Origin of the sequence: Hymenobacter sp. AT01-02 (assembly GCF_000961955.2) — a bacterium.
In the GTDB taxonomy this organism is placed as follows: domain Bacteria; phylum Bacteroidota; class Bacteroidia; order Cytophagales; family Hymenobacteraceae; genus Hymenobacter; species Hymenobacter mucosus.
In genome coordinates this window covers 1-18,900 of sequence record NZ_JZIR02000024.1, presented here as the reverse complement: position 1 = coordinate 18,900, position 18,900 = coordinate 1, and the positions used below count along the sequence as shown (strand labels likewise).

Below are 18,900 nucleotides of genomic sequence, written 5' to 3'. Positions count from 1 at the left end.
AAACCGGGCAAGGCAGGGCTTACAGATGATGCGCTTCCTTGGCTTCTTCAACTGCTTCGGGCGTTACCGCAATGGGGCTTGCCTCGCCATCTTTGGTGAAGAAGGTGTAGAGCACGGGAAGTACTACTAGCGTGAGCAGGGTAGCCGAAATCAGCCCCCCGATAACAACGGTGGCTAGAGGCTTTTGCACCTCGGCTCCGGCCGAATTGGAGAGGGCCATTGGCAGAAAGCCTAGGGAGGCCACGGCGGCCGTGAGCAGTACCGGTCGGAACCGCTCGGCCGTAGCGCGAAGCACCCGTTCTTCCACCGAGCGTACACCGGCCACGGCCAGCTCATTGAGACTGGCTACCAATACGATGCCGTTTAGTACTGCTACGCCAAATAAGGCAATAAAGCCCACCCCGGCCGAGATACTAAAGGGCATACCCCGCATCCAAAGGGCCAGTATCCCCCCAATGGCAGCCAGCGGAATCCCCGTGAAAATGAGCACAGCTTGTTTCACCGAGCCGAAAGAGAAATAGAGCAGCGCGAAAATTAGCCCCAGTGCTACTGGCACTGCTACCGCCAAGCGTGACTTTGCCTGCTGCAGATTCTCAAATTGGCCGCCGTATTGGAGCGTATAGCCGCTGGGCAACCGCAACTGGGTGCTGAGCTGTTGCTGAATTTCTTCTACCAGGCTTTCTACGTCGCGGTTGCGCACATTCACCCCAATGTTGATGCGGCGGCGGGCATTGTCGCGGGATACTTGGGTAGGCGCATTGCGGAACGACACATCGGCTACTTCTTCCAGAGGTACTTTTTGGCCGTCGGGCAAGTCAACGTAGAGGCCGCGCAGGTCGTCGAGGCTACGGCGGCGGGCCGAATCGAGGCGTACCACCAGGTCGTAGCGCCGCTCTCCCTCGTACACCTGCCCCGTAATGTCGCCGGCAAACGAGGCCCGCAGCAGTGTATTCAGCTCCGACACCCGCAGGCCGTACTGGGCTAGCTTAGTGCGGTCGTAGGTGACGCGCAGCTGGGGTAGGGCAGCAATCTGTTCTACTTTCAAGTCGCCTACCCCTGCCAGTGGCCGAATGAGGGTAGCGGCTTCGTTGGCCTTTTCATACAGCAGATCGAGGTTGTCGCCGTAAATCTTGATGCTGATATCCGACTTTACTCCCGAAATCAGCTCATTGAAGCGCATTTGGATGGGTTGCTGAAACTCTAGGTTTACGCCCGGAATACCAGCCAGCGCCTCACTCATTCTGCTGGCCAGTTCCTCCCGGGATTCGGCGGACGTCCACTCGGCCCGGTCTTTCAGCACCACAATCTGGTCGGAGTCTTCCAGCGACATCGGGTCGGTAGGAATCTCCGACGTACCAATCTTTCCTACTACCTGCAACACCTCCGGGAACTGCTTTAGCAGCACCTGTTGCACTTTGGTAGTAGTAGCAATGCTTTGGGTGAGGGAAGAGCCCGGCGCAAGGGTCACGTTCACGGCAAAGTCGCCCTCATCCAGCTGCGGAATAAACTCGCCGCCCATACGCGTGAACAGCCAGCTAGCAAGCAGCAGCAGGCCTACCGCTACGGCTGCCACCAGCACCCGCGCCCCCAGCGCTGCCCGAATAAGCGGCCGGTAGCCTCGCAGCAGAAACTCCATAATGCGGTAGGCCAGGGTACCTTCTTCTTTCACTTCTTTGCGGAGGGCCCAGGCAGCTACGGCTGGTACGTAGGTGAGGCACAGCAGCATGGCGCCCACAATGGCAAAGCTCACGGTGAGGGCCATGGGCCGGAACATCTTGCCCTCAATGCCGGTGAGAGCTAGGATGGGCAGATACACGATAAGAATGATAAGCTGCCCAAAAAGAGCGGAGCGCATCATGCGGGTAGCTGCCGTTTCGGCCACCTGGTCCATAGTTTCATTGGCGGCCCGCTCCCGGAAATGCACCAAGTGAAAAATCATGGCTTCCACAATGATGACGGCCCCGTCCACAATCAACCCGAAGTCCAGCGCGCCCAGACTCATGAGGTTGGCCGACACGCCAAAGAGGCGCATGAGGCTAGTGCAAATAGCATGCACAGCGGAATCATGGAGGCTACTACCAGCCCGGCCCGTAGGTTGCCGAGTAGCACCAGCAGTACCACCACCACGATAACGCCGCCTTCGATCAGGTTTTTGGAAACCGTGTGAATGGCTTTGTCGATAAGCTTGGTGCGGTCCAGGAACGGCTCTACCACAATGCCGGGCGGCAGCGTCTGCTGAATCTCAGCTACCTGGGCCTTCACTCCTTTGATGGTTTGCTCCGAGGAGGCTCCTTTGAGCATAAGCACGATGCCGCCCACGGTTTCGCCGCGGCCGTTGCGGGTCATGGCGCCGTAGCGTACGGAGTGACCAAAGCGCACGTCGGCAACGTCGCGCACCAACAGTGGATTACTACCCACTCGCTTCACTACAATGCTGCCAATGTCTTGCAAGGAAGCCGCCCGGCCCTCGCCCCGAATGAAATAGGCATTGGGGCCCCGCTCTAAGTAAGAGCCGCCAGTGTTGGCATTGTTGTCTTGGAGCGCGGTGTAGAGCTCAGGCAGGCTAACCCCCGCGGCATTCAGACGCTCTGGGTTTACGCTCACTTCGTACTGGCGCACGTAGCTCCAAAGCTGCTCACGTCTACCACGCCGTGCACGCCAGCCAACTGACGCTTTACTACCCAGTCCTGCACATCGCGCAAAGCGGCCAGGGAGTATCGGTGCTCGTAGCCTGGCTTCACGCCCAGGGTGTACTGGAAAATCTCGCCCAAGCCGGTGGTGATGGGGGCCATAGTAGGCGTGCCGAGGCCACTACCCAGGTCGGCCTCAGCGGAGCGCAGCTTTTCGGCTACCAGTTGCCGGGTTTCCAGCGTGCTGACTTCGTCCTCGAATACTACGGTGATTACCGAAAGGCCGACCCGGGAGGTAGAGCGGATTTCGGTGACGCCGGGTACGGTACGCAGCTGCAGCTCCAACGGCACGGTGAGCAGTTGCTCTACCTCCTGGGCCGCCAGGGCTGGCGATTGGGTAATTACCTGAACTTGGTTGTTCGTGACGTCGGGAATGGCATCGAGGGGCAGATGAGCTGCCGAGTAGCCACCCCAGGCCACCAAGGCCAGCAGGAGCAGCGCTACTACCAGCTTGTTGCGGATACTAGCCGCTATGATTCGGGAAAGCATAGAGAAAGGAGGGTCTGGAATGCCCGCGGGCACTCAAGGCAAATGTGCTGCGGCCACGCACGCGAATCGGACCCAAAAGGCGTGTTGGGACGATGCGCTTCAGCTGTTACTCCGCCAAAGAGTAGTAACGGCATGCATCAGAGGCTAGCTGATCAGCTATGCACCTGCGCGGCAGAACAAGAAAAGAATAGGAGGGGCTCTTGAGAGCCAGATAGGCCAGTAGCCGTATGAGTGACAGTGGCCTAGGTTGCGCGGGGCGCACTACCGCCTGGGGCGGCACACTACTTACGCTCGAGGCGGCTGCAATAGGGCTGCATGCACGCTAAACGCATACAAAGAGCCCGGGGCCATGTGGTACAACTCGGTGGGCCACTCGGCTGGGCTTGGCAAAAGCAGAAAGCGCAGGGTGGGTAGCATAAAGCTCACCATCACGCAGTCGTGGTGGTGCTGTTCCAGCGGAAGGCTGTGGTGGCCCTCGGCGTCGCGAGAGGAGTAGGGGTGCCGGCGGTGGTCGGAGCCGTGCGGGCCGTAGTGCAACACCAAGAAAGCAAGTGGCGAAAGGTGCCCACCTGCCAGGGCGCGGTGAAAACGGTAGTGCTCCAGCAACTGGGGCAGCTTGCCCAGCTCGGATAGGTCGCTCTGCGGAATCAGGCTACTGATCAGCATAAGTACTCCCAGAAATAGCGACACCACCGATTTCATAGCGGCAAAAATAACTTCGCAGCGGAGGAGTTGTGTTATAAAAAGAGGATAAAGCTGAAATTTGGAAACATTATGAATTCAGACGAGTCTTAAAGCTGCTCTGGAGCGGCCAGGGCTGCGTAGTCTACAACTAGGTGGGGTTCTTAGTTATGGCAATAGTAAATAGTTGATCAAGAGGATTTTGTGTCTGTATGCTGGCGGTCAGGGAAAAACTAGCAAAGTTCTAATGTGCATGCCTACAACCAGGGCACTGCCCAGCGCGTAGAGTCAGGGCTTGTGGCCGAGCTACGTAGGCCGACCAAGCTCTTTACTATGCTAAAATGGATTTTTGGGCTGGCAGCCATCCTGCTTGGGCTCACGGCCCGCCCCGCCGCCGCGTACTCTGTTCTAACTCACCAAGCCAACGTCGACTCCTGTTGGCAGCCGTGCTTAGTGCCACTCTTGCAACAGCGCTACCCCGGCGCTACGGAAGACCAACTCAATGAGGCCAAGAGCTATGCCTACGGTGGGTCCATTATTCAGGACATGGGTTTTTACCCATTTGGCTCCGAGCTGTTCACCAACCTAACTCATTACGTGCGTACCGGTGACTTCGTCCGCAACATGCTCGACGAGGCACACGATCGGAATGAGTACGCTTTTGCCCTGGGTGCCCTAGCGCATTACGTGGCGGATATCAAGGGCCATCCGGAAGGTACCAACCGGGCCATGCCCAGCGTGTACCCCGATCTGAAAGCGAAGTTCGGCAGTAACATCACCTACGAGGAAGCCCCCATTCAGCACACCCAGCTAGAGTTTGCCTTCGATGTAGTACAAGTAGCCGCCGGCCGCTACCGCACCAGCGACTACCAGCGCTACATTGGGTTTCAGGTGAGCAAGCCTGCGCTAGAGCGCGCCTTCCAGAAAACGTATGGGCTGGAACTGGGCCAGATCATCTTCAATGTAGACCTGGCTGTTGGCTCTTTCCGGTTTGCGGTGCGCCAGCTTATTCCCATTGCCAGCCGAGCAGCTTGGCAATCCCAGAAAAAAGAAATTCGCCGGCTTAGCCCCCAAGCGCGCCGCCGCGAGTACATATACAAGGAGAGCGAGCGGGAGTACCGCAAACGCTACGGTACTGGCTACGAGCACCCAGGTACGGGCGCCCGCGTTCTGTCTTACTTTGTGCGTGTGCTGCCTAAAATAGGCCCCCTGCGTCCGTTCGCTTTCAAATTGCCTACACCAGAAGCGCAAGAACTATTTAAAGCCAGCTTCCGGTCCGTGATGCGCAACTATTGCACAATTATAGAGAAAGAGCCCCGAGACACGGCCACTGTTAGCACCCAGCGCCTACCCAATACCGATTTTGATACAGGCAAACCCACCAAGCTCGGCGAGTATGCCTTAACAGATGAAACCTACGGTGAACTGCTACGCAAGCTGGCCGACAAAGACTTTGCGGGTCTCACACCGCCCTTACGCGAAAACATCTTGGCTTTCTTTAGCGGCCCGGCCCGTGAGCCTGTTGATGAAGATGAAAAAGAAGCAGCTAAGCGTAAGGAAACGATAGAGGCACTGAAAGAGCTCCAAGCTTTACCGCAGCAGTAACACGTACATGCACCGAGGCGCATGCAGCGTAACTACTGCGTGCCCGGCCCTCGGTGCATGTATAGATTTTACTACTCTACGGCCTAGCGGTGGCGGTATGGCTTGTAGGCACGGTAGATAGGACGATGTACGATCTGTTGGCCTTTCATCTTAGCCCGCACCGTGGGCATGAGACGGTTAAACGGACTAGCTTGAGCAGTAGAAGAGGCAGCAAGCGCAGTAGTTACTACCAATACAACTAACAAAAACAGGCGGTAGAATGAGGCTTTCATAAACAGAGCGTGAAGAGGATTGCAGTAGGAGAGTGAAGCTTTTTTGGCAAACCGGTAAGCCCGTTCGCCGTATTTGTGATTCAAACTTACTGGACAGATATAGCCGTTTTCAGCTATTTCGGTCGGTGCGTTGCCAATCTCTTCTAATGGTACTATTTCCTAGGTGAATAAAAATAACAGGCGGCTACCAATCCCCTTTTAGGATTAGTAGCCGCCTGTTTAGCTAGTAGACTGCGTATTGCCCGATTGAAGCGTAATACTACGCTTGCTTATTGGTTACTCGCCCTGCTGAACGAGGCCGCTGCTGAGGCGGCGCAATACTATTTCAGCTTGTTTGGCCTGGTAGCGAATATCAAGCAGCCGTACTTCAGCGTCGAGCTGGGTGCGTTGTGCTACCCGAAGGTCTAGAGGGGTGAGCAGGCCTAGGCGGTAGCGTTCCAGGGCAATAGCTACGTTTTCGCGGGCCAGCAGAATGTTACCTTCTTCCAATTCCAGTAGTTGAAGGCGGTTCTGATACTGAGCATATGCCTGCTCCGCTTCGGCATCGAGCTGTAATTGGGTCTGGTCGAGGGCTAGGCGACTTTGCGCCTCGGCAATGCGGGCGTTCTGTTCCAGACGGGTGCGGTTGAACCCATCAAAGATTGGTACTGAGGCAGCAACGCCGTAATTCGGTCCGTACACCCGGTTAACGTTGGAGCCTAATACACTACCAGTAGCTGTATTGATGAGGAAAGCATTATTAATGTTACGGTTTAGTCCGTAGCCGCCTACTAAGTCAACCTGTGGAAAACGGCTGGCGCGCACCAGCTTGCGGTCAAACGTGGCTACTTGGGTGTTAATCTTGGCTTGCTGCAAGCGCGGATTGCTTTGGCGAATGGCTTGCCCTACTGTGGTTCGGTCGAGGGTGCGGGCTACCACAATGGAGTCAGCCGGCAGAAAATCAATGCTTGGTGTGCGACCTAATAGATTATTGAGATTCACCTTAGCCGTTTTCAACACTTCCTGCTGCTGCACCAATAAAGAGCGGTCGGCATTGTAATCGACGCGGGCGGTGAGTACTTCCACCTTAGCGGCCACGCCTACATCCACGCGGGCCTGGGTCAGATCAATACGAGCTTGCCCAATTTTGAGGGCTTCCTCTAGAGAGTTGATTTTGCCAGCTTCCCGCACCACGGCATAGTAGGCATCCATGATGTTGGCTACTGTTTCCTCCATCGTAGCTCGGGTCAGCTGCCGCTGGCTTTGTTCCAGTGCGCGCAGTCGGTCGTAGGCGATAAACATGCCCAACCCATCGAAAATGGTCCAGTTGGCCGTTACATTGGTGTTCAGCGCATTTGCCCGCCCCCCGTTGATAACAACCGGGTTAGACTGTTCCCGCTGCTGTCGGGTGTTATTGACGTTGAACGTGCGAGTAAAATTGCCAGCTACCGTGGGTAGCTGCCCAGCGTTGCCCCGGGTGACATTGTTTTCCGCAATGCGCACATCCTGCTGCGAAAGGCGCACATCGTAGTTATTCTCTATCCCAATACGGATGGCTTCGGCCAAGGTAAGCTGAGGGGCAGAAGCCACTGTTTCGGGCTTTTCCGTTTGGGGCTTCGACTGGGGCTTTTCAAGTGGTGGGGCCGTGGGCTGGGTGGGTTGCTGGGCCCATGCTGCCAGGGGGCTAGCCAGTAGGCAACAAACAAGTAGGCGGAAGCAGAGCATTCTGAAAGGAAACAACTTCTTAGGAGTAGCAGGAGCGGAAAACGGTAGTTATTAGGCAGCTAAGGCCTCTTGTTTCTTCTCCACCTTCTGGCTGTGCTTTTTGGCCGTGGCGAAGTAAGAGTACATAACCGGCACCACGTACAGCGTGAGGGCGGTGGCGAAGAACAGGCCGCCTACTACCCCAATACCCATGGCCCGTCGGCTTAGAGCGCCCGCGCCCGTAGCAACGGCAATGGGTAGGATGCCCAGAATGGCGCACAAGGAGGTCATCAGAATGGGCCGGAAGCGGGCAGTAGCGCCCTCAATCAGGCCCGTCATGTAGTCTTTGCCGTTTTCTACCTGCTGGTTGGCAAATTCCACGATGAGGATACCGTTTTTCGTAACCAAGCCCACCAGCATGATAATGCCAATCTGAGAGAACAAGTTGAGCGTTTGGTTGAAGTACCACAGGCTAAGCAACGCGCCCGAAAGCGCCAGCGGTACCGTCACCATGATGATAACGGGGTCGCGGAAGCTTTCAAACTGTGCCGCCAGTACCAAGTAAATTAGTACAAGGGCTAGGCCGAAAGCAAATACCAGAGAAGAAGAGCTTTCCTGGAAGTCGCGGGAGGCACCAGATAATTCGGTGGAGAAAGTATCATCGAGGGTTTTGTCGGCCAGGGCCTGCATGGCGGCAATACCGCCGCCGAGGGTGCGGCCAGGAGCAAGAGCTGCTGAGAAGGTAGCGGAGTTGTAGCGGTTGAAGCGGTAGAGCTGGGGAGGCGTGCTGCTTTCTTCCAGGCGAATCACGTTGTCAAGCTGAATCAGCTCGCCATTGGCGTTTTTCACGGATAGCAGGCGCACGTCTAAGGGCTGGCTGCGGTCTTCCCGCGCTACCTGCCCGATAATCTGGTACTGCTTGCCCTCCCGAATAAAGTACCCGTAGCGCTGCCCACTCAGGCCCGACTGTAGCGTTTGGCTGATGCTTTGCACCGACACGCCCAGGCTTTGCGCCTTTTCCCGGTCGATGTTTACGCGCAGCTCGGGCTTGTTGAACTTCAGGTTCACATCCACAAACTGGAACGTGGGGTCTTGGCGGGCAGCATCCAAGAACTTTGGTACGGCCGTGCGCAGCTTATCAAAATCCTGAGTCTGAATTACGAACTGCACCGGTAGGCCCCCGCCTCCGCCGCCTATACTCTGATCCTGGGATACGGAGGTACGAGCGGCCGTGAGCTTCTTCACTCCGCTGCTTAGCTTATCGGAAATCTGCTGCTGGCTAACCTTACGCTCATCCGCATCGAAAAGCAACACGCGGGCGTTACCCGAGTTAGAACCGCCACCAAAGCCCGGCGACGTCACGGCAAATACGCTACTCAGGTTTTTCTCCCCGGCCGTATCCATAGCCAGTTTGGTAAGCTGGGCCATGTAAGCATCCATGAATTCGAAGGAAGCACCTTCGGGGCCGGTAGCATTGATATTTATGCGGCTACGGTCTTCCACTGGGGCTAACTCCGAAGGAATAGTTTTCATGAAAAACCAGATGCCTACGCCCGTGCCAGCTACTACCAGCCAAGCCATCCACCGGTTGCGCAAGAAGGTTTCCAAGCTGTGTTGGTAGCCCCCAATCATCCTCTCGAAGAAAGGCTCCGTTTTGCGGTAAAACCAGTTGTGCTTTTCTTGGCGCTTGAGCAGCACCGAGCACATCATGGGCGTCAAAGTCAGCGACACGAAAGCTGAAATCAATACCGAGCCAGCCACCACAATGCCAAACTCCCGGAACAAGCGGCCCGTGATACCCGTGAGGAACACTACCGGCAGGAACACCGCCGCCAGTACAATGGTAGTGCTGACAACGGCCATGAGAATTTCCTCGGAACCCTTGATGGCGGCAGTTTTGGGGTCCTCGCCCTCTTCGATGCGGGAGTAAATGTTTTCCAGCACCACAATAGCATCGTCTACTACCAGACCAATTGCCAACACCACGGCCAGTAGCGTGAGCACATTGATGGAAAAGTTCATCAAGTACATCACGAAGAAGATACCCACCAACGACACTGGAATGGCAACCACCGGAATAAGGGTAGAGCGCCAGTCGCGCAGGAAGAGAAAGATAATAATTACTACCAGCACGAAGGCCTCAATGATGGTATGCTCTACCTCATTGATGGATTTGCGGATAAAGACTGAGTTGTCGAAGCCCGGCTTGAGCACTAAATCCTTGGGTAGATCCTTGCCGTAGAGCTCAATACGCTTATTGAACTCATCAGCAATGTCAATCTGGTTGGAACCCGGCTGCGGAATAACGGCCAAGCCAACCATTGGCACGCCGTTCACCTTGAAAATCGTCTGGTCGTTTTCAGGGTAAAGCTCCGCGTACCCGATGTCGGACAAGCGCACCAAAGACGAGGCGTCTTGCCGAATAATCAGGTTGTTGAAGTCCTCCACGGAGGTAAGGCGGCCCATGGTGCGGAGGGTAAGCTGGGTGGCTTCGCCTTGCACCGAGCCGCTAGGCAGTTCTACGTTTTCGCGGGTAAGAGCTGCTTGCACGTCCACGGGGCTTACACCCAGCGCCGACAGCTTCACGGGGTCTAGCCAGAGGCGCATCGAATACTTCCGCTCTCCATACACCCGCACTTCCGATACGCCCGGAATAGTTTGCAGGCGCTCCTTCAGGGTATTGTTGGCGTAGTCCGTCAGCTCCAGCAGGTTGCGCTGGCTAGAACTGAGGTAGGTCATCACAATGGGTTGAGAGTCGGCGTTGGCCTTGCTCACTACTGGCGGGTCAATGTCGCGGGGTAGGCGGCCCTGAGCCCCCGACACTTTGTCGCGCACGTCATTGGCGGCCGTTTCCAGGTCGGCATCCAGGTCAAACTCTACCGTAATCTGAGTACGGCCGTCGCGGCTGTTCGACGTGAGGTTTTTAATACCCTGAATACCGTTCAGCGCTTCTTCCAGCGGTTCTGTTACCTGGCCCTGCATTACATCGGCAGAGGCACCAGTATAAGAGGCCGATACAGTAATGATGGGTGGGTCTACGCTCGGATATTCCCGGACGCTGAGGTAGCGAAACCCAATCACCCCGAAAATTACAATGACCATACTCATCACAATGGCGAGTACTGGCCGGTTAATACTAGTGGAGGATAAGCTCATACGTTGTTTTCACGCAGTGATTCGCGGTGGGAAGCCTACTACGCAGCAGCACGGCGCGCACCAGCATGAAGCACGTGCCCGCCCGCTGCCTCGCCGCAGGTAGGGTTGTATTACTTAGTGACGCGTACGGCGTCACCAGGTTTAACCTGGAGGATACCAGTACGGATAATTGAGTCTCCAACGGCGACGCCTTCAGTAATCTGGATCAGGCGTGTGGAGCGCACGCCAATCTTCACCTTCTTGGGCACCATCTTGCCTTGCTGCACAGTGTACACATTGTAGCCGGCAGCCTCGGGAATAACCGCCTCAGTGGGTACCTGCAAAGCCTCTGACGTTTGGCCGAGTTGCAGGTTAACCTTCACAAAGGCACCGGGGCGCAATTCATTGTTGGTATTAGCGTAGCGGGCGCGCACCGTTTGGGTGCGGCTCACGGGGTCAATCTGCGGGTCGAGGGCATACACCTTAGCTTCGTACTTCTTGTTGGAAGCCTCGTCGGTGATGGTGATGGGGTCACCGGTACGCACTAGGTTAGAGAAACGGCTAGGCACAGTGAAGCTGATTTTCACCGGTTTCACGCGCGAAAGGGTCGTGATTTCGGCCCCGGGGCTCACATACGTACCTACTGTAATCGTCGATAAACCCAGGACCCCATCAAAAGGCGCCCGGATGTAAGCCTTGGTGAGCGAAGCGCGCAGAGCCTGCAAATCGGCCTGAGCCGTCAGGAGTTGATTGTTGGCCTGTTCGTATTCCTGGGCGCTGATGTATTCCTTATCCAGAAGGGTGCGCTGGCGCTTCTCCTGGTCGCGGAAGAGTTTGATATTGAACTCCTGCTTGCGCAACTGAGCCTGAATTTCGTCGGCATTAATGGTCAGCAGGAGCTGGCCTTTGCGTACCGGTTGGCCTTCCCGAATGTTGAGGCTAGTGATTTTACCCGAAATTTCGCTTTTCAGTACCACCGATTCCTCGGCCAAGATGGAGCCCGTAGCGGCTACTTCATCAGCCAGGCTGGTAGCTTTCACTACGTACACTTGCACCGGCAGCTTCTGCCCACCGCCTTTACCGCCCGCCCCGCCGGGTGCGCCTTTGCCGCCGCCTGCACCCCCTTTGCCGCCGCCTTTGGCCTCCGCATTTTGGGAAGGGAAGTACTTCATCTTCACGAAGACAAGTGCACCAATAATACCAAGCGTAACCAGCAGCCACAGGATGCGGCGGCTAGCCCCGCCGGAGCGTTGAGGGGTAGGGCTAGCGGTAGTAACTTCCAGATCTTCTTGTTCTTGAGTTTGCATGCAAGCGAGAGGGTGGGCGCCCGGTAAAATAAAATCCGTCCGGGGGCAGACGGGCAAAAGTCCACAACGCTAACCAGCGAATTTGGGTTTACTTCGCAAGCAAGGTTGGGGGGAAACAATGCGGTTAAGACACAAAAAAAGCCTGCGGGTTGCAGGCTTTTTAATGGAAGTGAAACACTGAGCCGGTAGAAAGAAGAGTAACTTCCCTTTCTCTCTGCCCACTCAAGGTGTCACTACATGGCTTTCTGGTTGATATAGCTTTTAGCTAAGTCATTGAGCTTGGTGTCCGTCAATTGCTCTTCATCCAGTGTCTGACGCAGAAGCTGAGCAGCTTCGTCGTAGCCCAAGCGCTCAGCGTAGTGAGCAGCCGTGCCGTAGCCTGAAATTTCGTAGTGCTCAATACGCTGGGAAGCAGCAATGATGGCCGCATCCATTACTTCGTCGGTAGCATTTTCCGACAAAGTTTTTTGGCCCTCTTTTACGAGGCCTTCCATTGCCTTGCAGGTTTCGCCGTCCAGATCAATGTCCAGCGACTTGCCAATGCTCTCAAGGCGTACTATTTGTTGCTCGGTTTCTTGCAGGTGGCGCTCAATGCCAGCGCGCAGGCGCTCATCTTTTGCAGCAGCAGCCATTTGGGGTAGTGCTTTTACCAGTTGGTTTTCGGCACTGTACAGGTCTTGCAATTCGTGTTGGAATAAGTCTTCCAGGGTTTCTAATTTGTCGGACATAGCTTTTTAGGTAAGAGAATGGGTGGAACGTAGCTGAGTGCCGCTAGGGCCGCCAAGCCTTTGTCCTTACGGGTAGCTATCCTGGTAGGTTGATATAAAAAATTAGTTTTTTGCTAGTGTTGAGCTTGTTTAGCCACATCGTACCCGACCGGTTCCCCGTATCAGGTACGTATGAAAACTGCCGCTCCCTCACCCAAAACCGAACGTAATTTCTTTCAGGACGTGCATGAGGTAGTGCGCCTGATACCAACTGGCCGCGTGAGCACCTACGGAGCAATTGCGCATTACCTCGGAGCCCGACATGGTGCCCGCATGGTAGGCTACGCGCTCATAGCTGCGGCCCCGGCATTGAGCCTAGAGAACGTGCCGGCTCAGCGGGTAGTAAACCGCAACGGCCTACTCACGGGCCGTCATCACTTTGCTACCCCCACGGCCATGCAAGAAGCCTTGGAGGCGGAAGGCGTACGCGTGGAAAACGACCAAGTAGTGGAATTCAAGAAGCTGTTCTGGGACCCCGCTACGGAACTGGAATAACTAGAATAACACGCCTTGGCGGGTAAAGGCCAACTTACAGGTGCTTGCTGAGGTAGGTACGCCAACCGGTAAAAACCAAGCGGGGCTGCTTCAGAGTAGAAGCAGCCCCGCTTGATTCATAGCCGAATCGGGAGTAGGTAGAATAGCGAAAGACTAGATAGAAGACTTCTGCAGGCGGTAGGGCGAGGGGCGGCTGCTCACCATGCTCAAGATAGCCGAATGCACTTCTTCTGGGCTAGCGTTTTTGAGTAGGTAGCCATGAGCGCCTTCTGAGCGCAGGCTGTCAATTAGCTCTGGCTCGTCGTGCATGGAAATGATGATGGTGCGCACCTGGGGATACTGTACGCGTAGAAGCCGTACGGTTTGCAGGCCATCCAATACGGGCATTTGCAAGTCCATGAGCAGCACGTCAGGTACGAGGCCTTGGTCGAGGCGCTCCAAGGCTTCTTGGCCGTCGCCGGCTTCGAAGAGGACTTCCATGGTTGGGAAGCCGCTGATGAGGGCGCTTAGTCCCTTCCGAAAAAGGATGTGGTCGTCCACCACAGCTAAGCGAATTGCAGGTGTGTTCATGCGTAAGAGGGGGTAGCAGGCTGATTTTTAGAAAGATAAGGGATAGGTAAAGAAATCCAAACCCGGCTCCCCTGCCCCGGCGCCGACTCGTGGCGCAGGCCCCCCCGCAATACGGCTACTCTACTGCGGAGGTTGGTGAGTCCCAGGCCGGTACGATTTCCCGGAAGGGGAGGCTGGTCGGTGGCAGTTGGGTCGAAGCCCACGCCATCATCAGCGTAATACAATGACAGCGTATCGACCCCAAACTCCACCTGAATGTCGATGTGTGCCGCGTGGGCATGGCGGAGCCCATTGCCAAGTAGCTCCTGCACCACCCGATACACAATTAGCTCGTAGTGAGAATCGAGGCGACGGGGGGTGCCGTGCTGCTCAAGGGTAATATGCGTGGGGCCATCGGCGGGCATGGTGCGGGCCAGCGCATCAAGGGCAAAGGGAAGCCCAAACTTTTGCAGGGCTGCTGGCAATAGGTTCCGGGATATACGACGCACTTCCCCAATTGCCTGGTCGAGGAGTAGGGATGCCTCTTGAGTTAGCTCAGGTTGGGCCAGTGTATTCAAGTGAAGCTTAACAATAGCCAAGGTAGTACCCACTCCATCGTGCAGGTCGCCGGCAATGCGCCGCCGCTCTTCCTCCTGAGCTAGTAGGGCCGCTTCTAGGGCTTGTTGTTGCGCCATTTCCCCCATTTCCCGCATTTGTTCCTGTTGGCGTAGCAACCGGCGCTGGTAGCGCAGTACGAAGGCTACTATGCCCAAGGCAAGGAGCAGCAGCACTGGAGTAGCCAGTAAAACGGGAAATAGCCGACTGTCCATACGGTAGAGTACCCCTGCTGCTAGGAGAATAAATAGTCGGCTGTAAATGAACGTCTGCTTGACATAAGCGACAGAATAGCACTCTTGCTTTTAAAACGGTTTCTTCCGTGAATGTCTGCCTATACCAGCCACCTGCGCCTCAGCTATTTTGTATAACTGAGCCTGCATGCTAGAGTATAATCAGTGGAAGAGGGTAGTAAAATAAGGAGAATAGCTTGGAACATCCATATACTGAGTTTTTTCTGTGGCCTCACTTGCTTTCCTATGCGGCTATGCTGGTTGCCTAAATGTGCAGCGGTAGGTAAGCTGAAGTAGTAAAACGCTCAGTTGAGGGCAGAGCTTAACAGTTGAAAAACAAGCCTATAAAAGAGCTACTGCCTCAGAGAGACGAGCGACCAGCTAGAGGCTATACTCTATTCTTCATCTGAATATGCAGCATCATCTTCATCGTCCAAATTTTCGAAAACTTGGTCAATAGCCGATTCAGCGGAGCGGAGTTTCTGCTTGCAAAGGCGAATCAACTCAGCGGAACGCTGCACGCGGGCCGTGAGGTCGTCTACGTCTACAGCATCGGTTTCCAGAGCGCGCAGAATGGTCTCTAGCTCTTCAATGGCTTGGCGATAGGTAGTGTTCTGAGGCATGAGAGTAAAGCAAAAACTTAGGGGCGAAACAGCGGAAGCTGCCCACCAATACGGGCAGGAACGACAGCGTCGGGTAGGCGTAGTAGCACTTCGTCGCCGGCACGTAAGGCTTTGATGATGGGCTTGCCAGTAGGAGTGAGCAGGCGCACTGTGCCCACGGGACCAGTAGGCATTGCCTCCAAGCGGGCTAACCGCAGGGCCGCCGCGTGCAGCAGGCGCTGAGTAGCAAGCTGTAACTGGTAGCGCCGGTGCAGAAGCTGTTCCCGCCGCCGCCGATGCAGATGGCGGAAGCGGCGCGCCAAGGCGCGACCCAGCGTGCGCAACCGGCTTTCCTGCTCCCGGAGCCCGCGCCGCGCGGCCCGGTGCAACTGGTGCCGTCGCCGCGACAACTGCTGCTCGAGCTGGCGCAATTGGGCGCGAGGAGCAGCCGCAGCTACGCGAATGCGGGCGTGCAAGGCGTCGCGCTGTTCCTCTAGTTGCTGGCGAGCATGTTGGTGCGCCCGTCGTGCCAAGCGGCGTAAGTGGTCCTGAGCATCTTGTACCCGGCTTAGTGCCAGCTCACGAATACGGCTACCGTAGCCATCGAGGGCGGCCTCTAAGCGCGCTAGGCGCTCAATAAGAAAGGCGGCTACGGCCGTTGGGGTCTTTAGTGCAGTATGGGCAGTAAGGTCTACTACCGCCTCGTCGCGCTCGTGACCAATACCAGTGAGTACCGGCAATGGGAAAGCTCCAATGGCTGCTGCCAGCCCATAGTCGTCGAAGGCTAGCAAATCGGTTTTGGAACCCCCGCCCCGGATAAGTACTACCGCATCAAACTGGCGTCGGCGGGCTCGAATGGATGCTAGCGCTGCCCGAATGCTGGCAGGGGCATCGTCGCCCTGCATGGTGGCCGGAAATAAGGTAAGAGCGAAATCGTAGGGTGCCTCTCGCAACTGCTGCACAAAGTCCTGCCAGCCCGCCGCCGTGGGCGAAGATATGACCGCCACGCGCTGCACCCCAATAGGTAGTACGAGGCGGCGCTGGCGCTCTAGCAACCCCTTGGCTTCCAGCTTCCGCAGTGTTTCAAGGCGCTGGCGTGCTAAGTCACCCACGGTATACGTAGGGTCAATGCTCAGCACATCCAAACTTAAGCCAAATTGCTCGTGAAACTTCACTTGTACCCGCAGCATCAACTTGAGGCCAGGGCGTAAGGTAAGGCCGGTATGTTCCTCGAAAGCAGGGGCGAGCTGCTGGAAACGCTGGCTCCAGATGGTAGCGCGCGCCTGGGCCTTCAGCTGGGCACCGCGGCCCGTGGTATGCTGGTCAGTGAGGGTGAGGTAACAATGGGCGCCGTCGAAGCGAGGAAGGGTGAGGTCGGCAATTTCAGCTACTACCCAGTAAGAATCAGCAAACCGCTCACTTAGCGTTTGCCGCACGCGCGCCAGTAGCTCGGCTAGGGGCAAAGCGGCAGGTGGAAGAGCGGAGAGCCCTGGTTCTGGGCGGCGGTTGTACAGAGGCGGCATGTGGGTGCAAGTTACGCAGAAGGCAGGCATGGGCACCACAACCCAGGACGAAGGAAGGGCAATGATGCCAGACGACGACACGCCCGCTACCGTACGCAGGGCCTAGTGTGCTAGGCGCTAGTGGCGCATTCAACGCGGATAAGCAATGCAACGTCCCTGGTAGGCAAACGTCTTTGCGGGCCGCAAACGGCCATACGAGAGCACAAAGCTGAACGTAGCCCCCGCGGATTTTGTGTTTACCTTGCTTCCCATTCCATTCCCCTAATCCATTCCTTTGCATGAAAAACCGTAATAACCTGACGCTGGCCACCGTGGCAGCTGCCGGTTTGGCCCTGGCTGGTTGTGCTTCCAGCAAAACGGCGACTCCCAGCGCTGCCGCCACAACCGCACCTGCTCCGGCCGCCCCAGCCCAGGAAGCTACCACCCCAGGCGTAGGCATCAGCGTGGCCAATATCGACCCCTCGGTATCGCCCTGCGACAACTTCTTCCAGTACGCCTCCGGTAGCTGGCTTAAAAACAACCCTATTCCAGCGTCGGAAGTGCGCTGGGGCTCTTTCAATTTGCTGGCTGACCAGAATAACGCTGTGATGCGGCAAATTCTGCAGGAAGCAGCAACCAACACCTCAGCGGCGAAGGGCACCAACGCCCAAAAAGTTGGGGACTACTACGCTTCCGGTATGGATACGGTGGCTATTGAAAAAGCCGGCTTGAAATACCTCCAGCCCGAGCTAGCCCGCATCAACGCTATCAAAGACTTGAAAGGCGTGCAGAATGAGTTGGTGCGTCAGCAGTTGTATGGCACCGGTGCCTTTTTCTATGTGGGCGTGGGTCAGGATGAAAAGAAAAGCACTGAGTATGCCGTGCAGTTCTATCAGGGCGGCCTCAGCTTACCCGACCGTGACTACTACTTGAAAGACGATGCCCGCTCTAAAGGCATCCGCTCGGCATATAACACTTACCTCACCAACACCTTCAAGCTGTTGGGCGACAGCCCGGCCGCAGCCGCCAAAAATGCCGCCACGGTGATGCGCTTGGAGACGCGCCTGGCCAAAGCTAGCCGTACCCGCGTGGCCCTGCGCGACCCCCAGGCTAACTACAATAAAATGACCGTGGCCGAGGCCAATAAGCAGTTCCCCAACCTGGGGCTGACGGCCATGCTGCCCGCCATGAAGCTGGGCGCGGCTAAAACGGTAATTGTAGGCCAGCCGGAGTTTTTCAAAGAGGAAAGCACCATGCTTAAGCAGGAGCCAGTGGGCGACCTGAAAACCTACCTGCGGTGGCACATGGCTTCCTCTCTCACGTCGGCGCTGCCCAAGGCGTTTGGCGACGAGCAGTTCCGCTTTTCGCAGGTACTCAGTGGTGCCAAGCAGCAGCAGCCCCGCTGGAAGCGCATGAATGCCGCTACCGACCGCGCCCTGGGTGAAGCCTTCGGTCAGCTCTACGTGGACAAGGCTTTCACACCCGACACCAAGGCCAAAGCAATGACGATGGTGCAGAACATTCGGGAAGCCATGGGGGAGCATATCCGCAAGGCTGACTGGATGAGCGAAACCACCAAGCAGGAGGCGCTGAAAAAGCTGAACGCCTTCACCGTAAAAATTGGCTACCCCGACAAGTGGAAGGACTACTCGGCCCTGAATATCTCGCGCGAGTCGTACTTGCAGAACGTGCTGGCGGCTCGCAAGTGGGCCATCATGGACAACAACAGCAAGTTTGGTAAGCCCATCGACCGTGCTGAGTGGGGCATGACGCCGCCCACGGTAAATGCTTACTACAATCCGCCGATGAACGAAATCGTGTTCCCGGCCGGCATTATGCAGCCCCCGTTCTTCGACCCCAAGGCCGATGACGCGGTAAACTACGGCGGTATGGGCGCCGTGATTGGTCACGAAATCACCCATGGCTTCGATGACCAAGGCCGTCAGTATGACTCGGAAGGCAATCTGCGCGACTGGTGGACCAAGGAGGATGCTGCCAAGTTTGAGCAGCGCGCCGATATGGTAGGGAAGCAGTATTCCGCTTTCTCACCTCTCGACTCCGTGTTTGTAAACGGGAAGCTGACCATGGGTGAAAACCTAGCTGACCTCGGGGGGTTGAACATTGCTTACTCAGCCCTGGAAAAGCAACTACAGAAAACTTATGGCAACGGAGCGCGACCTAAGTTCGATGGTTTTACCCCCGAGCAGCGCTTCTTCCTGGCCTGGGCTCAGATCTGGCGTACCAACGCCCGCCCCGAGTACCTGCGCCAGCAGGT

The 18,900-nt window shown here is 56.3% G+C and carries 14 protein-coding genes and 1 pseudogene; 3 read left to right on the top strand and 12 right to left on the bottom strand.

Features of this window, described 5'->3' with window-relative positions:
• Positions 1-19: 19 nt before the first annotated feature.
• The 3 genes and pseudogenes from VI25_RS24015 to VI25_RS09430 all read right to left on the bottom strand — a co-directional run bounded on the left by VI25_RS24015 (position 20) and on the right by VI25_RS09430 (position 3,881).
• Positions 20-2,604, bottom strand: a pseudogene (locus VI25_RS24015) (efflux RND transporter permease subunit).
• Positions 2,601-3,179 carry an efflux RND transporter permease subunit gene (locus tag VI25_RS27715; protein ID WP_052695472.1) on the bottom strand — a complete coding sequence of 193 codons (579 nt, stop codon included), beginning with the start codon at positions 3,177-3,179 and terminating at the stop codon, positions 2,601-2,603. The pseudogene VI25_RS24015 and the gene VI25_RS27715 overlap by 4 nt, the downstream one beginning before the upstream one ends.
• Before the next feature lie 285 nt (positions 3,180-3,464).
• A complete protein-coding gene (locus VI25_RS09430; RefSeq protein ID WP_052695473.1) occupies positions 3,465-3,881 on the bottom strand; it encodes a hypothetical protein in 417 nt (138 codons plus the stop codon).
• Between the two features lie 228 nt (positions 3,882-4,109).
• Between VI25_RS09430 and VI25_RS09425 the strand changes: the two genes are divergently transcribed.
• The gene (locus tag VI25_RS09425; RefSeq protein WP_052695474.1) at positions 4,110-5,465 is read left to right on the top strand and encodes a zinc dependent phospholipase C family protein; all 1,356 of its coding nucleotides are present in this window, start codon (positions 4,110-4,112) and stop codon (positions 5,463-5,465) included.
• Between the two features lie 83 nt (positions 5,466-5,548).
• Here VI25_RS09425 and VI25_RS09420 read toward each other — a convergent pair whose 3' ends face one another.
• The 5 genes from VI25_RS09420 to VI25_RS09400 form a co-directional block, all read right to left on the bottom strand.
• Positions 5,549-5,737, bottom strand: a complete 189-nt coding sequence (locus VI25_RS09420; RefSeq protein ID WP_045689929.1) for a hypothetical protein — start codon at positions 5,735-5,737, stop codon at positions 5,549-5,551.
• 276 nt (positions 5,738-6,013) lie between these two features.
• Entirely contained in the window at positions 6,014-7,441 is a 1,428-nt protein-coding gene (locus VI25_RS09415; protein WP_052695475.1) for a TolC family protein, read from the bottom strand.
• A 51-nt stretch (positions 7,442-7,492) separates the two neighbouring features.
• Entirely contained in the window at positions 7,493-10,576 is a 3,084-nt protein-coding gene (locus VI25_RS09410) for an efflux RND transporter permease subunit (RefSeq protein ID WP_045689930.1), read from the bottom strand.
• 110 nt (positions 10,577-10,686) lie between these two features.
• Positions 10,687-11,862 (bottom strand): efflux RND transporter periplasmic adaptor subunit, encoded by a 1,176-nt coding sequence (locus VI25_RS09405; RefSeq protein WP_052695476.1) that lies wholly within the window; start codon positions 11,860-11,862, stop codon positions 10,687-10,689.
• Between the two features lie 233 nt (positions 11,863-12,095).
• Positions 12,096-12,590: a ferritin-like domain-containing protein gene (locus VI25_RS09400; RefSeq protein ID WP_045689931.1), complete on the bottom strand. Its 495-nt coding sequence runs from the start codon at positions 12,588-12,590 to the stop codon at positions 12,096-12,098.
• A gap of 171 nt (positions 12,591-12,761) precedes the next feature.
• Here VI25_RS09400 and VI25_RS09395 point away from each other — a divergent pair, with 171 nt between their 5' ends.
• Positions 12,762-13,124, top strand: coding sequence for an MGMT family protein (locus tag VI25_RS09395; protein WP_045689932.1), 363 nt, complete (start codon positions 12,762-12,764; stop codon positions 13,122-13,124).
• Positions 13,125-13,277: 153 nt separating this feature from the next.
• Here the strand turns inward: VI25_RS09395 and VI25_RS09390 are convergent, their stop codons facing one another.
• The 4 genes from VI25_RS09390 to xseA all read right to left on the bottom strand — a co-directional run bounded on the left by VI25_RS09390 (position 13,278) and on the right by xseA (position 16,646).
• A complete protein-coding gene (locus VI25_RS09390; RefSeq protein ID WP_045689933.1) occupies positions 13,278-13,694 on the bottom strand; it encodes a response regulator transcription factor in 417 nt (138 codons plus the stop codon).
• Positions 13,691-14,503, bottom strand: a complete 813-nt coding sequence (locus VI25_RS09385) for a sensor histidine kinase (RefSeq protein WP_045689934.1) — start codon at positions 14,501-14,503, stop codon at positions 13,691-13,693. Before VI25_RS09385 ends, VI25_RS09390 begins: the two co-directional genes overlap by 4 nt.
• Positions 14,504-14,916: 413 nt before the next feature.
• Complete coding sequence (gene xseB, locus VI25_RS09380; protein WP_045689935.1) at positions 14,917-15,144, bottom strand: exodeoxyribonuclease VII small subunit; 228 nt, start codon at positions 15,142-15,144, stop codon at positions 14,917-14,919.
• 17 nt (positions 15,145-15,161) lie between these two features.
• On the bottom strand, positions 15,162-16,646 hold the full coding sequence (gene xseA / locus VI25_RS09375) for an exodeoxyribonuclease VII large subunit (RefSeq protein WP_055562454.1): 1,485 nt from the start codon (positions 16,644-16,646) through the stop codon (positions 15,162-15,164).
• A 278-nt stretch (positions 16,647-16,924) separates the two neighbouring features.
• Here xseA and VI25_RS09370 point away from each other — a divergent pair.
• Positions 16,925-18,900, top strand: a 1,976-nt coding sequence (locus tag VI25_RS09370; RefSeq protein ID WP_045689936.1) for a M13 family metallopeptidase, incomplete at its 3' end; no start/stop codon positions are given.

What these genes read in the sequence shown, in the direction of transcription:
- VI25_RS27715 (WP_052695472.1), bottom strand. Translation starts at nt 3,179, where the DNA reads ATGCTTTCCCGAATCATAGCGGCTAGTATCCGCAACAAGCTGGTAGTA.
- VI25_RS09430 (WP_052695473.1), bottom strand. Translation starts at nt 3,881, where the DNA reads ATGAAATCGGTGGTGTCGCTATTTCTGGGAGTACTTATGCTGATCAGT.
- VI25_RS09420 (WP_045689929.1), bottom strand. Translation starts at nt 5,737, where the DNA reads ATGAAAGCCTCATTCTACCGCCTGTTTTTGTTAGTTGTATTGGTAGTA.
- VI25_RS09415 (WP_052695475.1), bottom strand. Translation starts at nt 7,441, where the DNA reads ATGCTCTGCTTCCGCCTACTTGTTTGTTGCCTACTGGCTAGCCCCCTG.
- VI25_RS09410 (WP_045689930.1), bottom strand. Translation starts at nt 10,576, where the DNA reads ATGAGCTTATCCTCCACTAGTATTAACCGGCCAGTACTCGCCATTGTG.
- VI25_RS09405 (WP_052695476.1), bottom strand. Translation starts at nt 11,862, where the DNA reads ATGCAAACTCAAGAACAAGAAGATCTGGAAGTTACTACCGCTAGCCCT.
- VI25_RS09400 (WP_045689931.1), bottom strand. Translation starts at nt 12,590, where the DNA reads ATGTCCGACAAATTAGAAACCCTGGAAGACTTATTCCAACACGAATTG.
- VI25_RS09395 (WP_045689932.1), top strand. Translation starts at nt 12,762, where the DNA reads ATGAAAACTGCCGCTCCCTCACCCAAAACCGAACGTAATTTCTTTCAG.
- VI25_RS09390 (WP_045689933.1), bottom strand. Translation starts at nt 13,694, where the DNA reads ATGAACACACCTGCAATTCGCTTAGCTGTGGTGGACGACCACATCCTT.
- VI25_RS09385 (WP_045689934.1), bottom strand. Translation starts at nt 14,503, where the DNA reads ATGGACAGTCGGCTATTTCCCGTTTTACTGGCTACTCCAGTGCTGCTG.
- xseB (WP_045689935.1), bottom strand. Translation starts at nt 15,144, where the DNA reads ATGCCTCAGAACACTACCTATCGCCAAGCCATTGAAGAGCTAGAGACC.
- xseA (WP_055562454.1), bottom strand. Translation starts at nt 16,646, where the DNA reads ATGCCGCCTCTGTACAACCGCCGCCCAGAACCAGGGCTCTCCGCTCTT.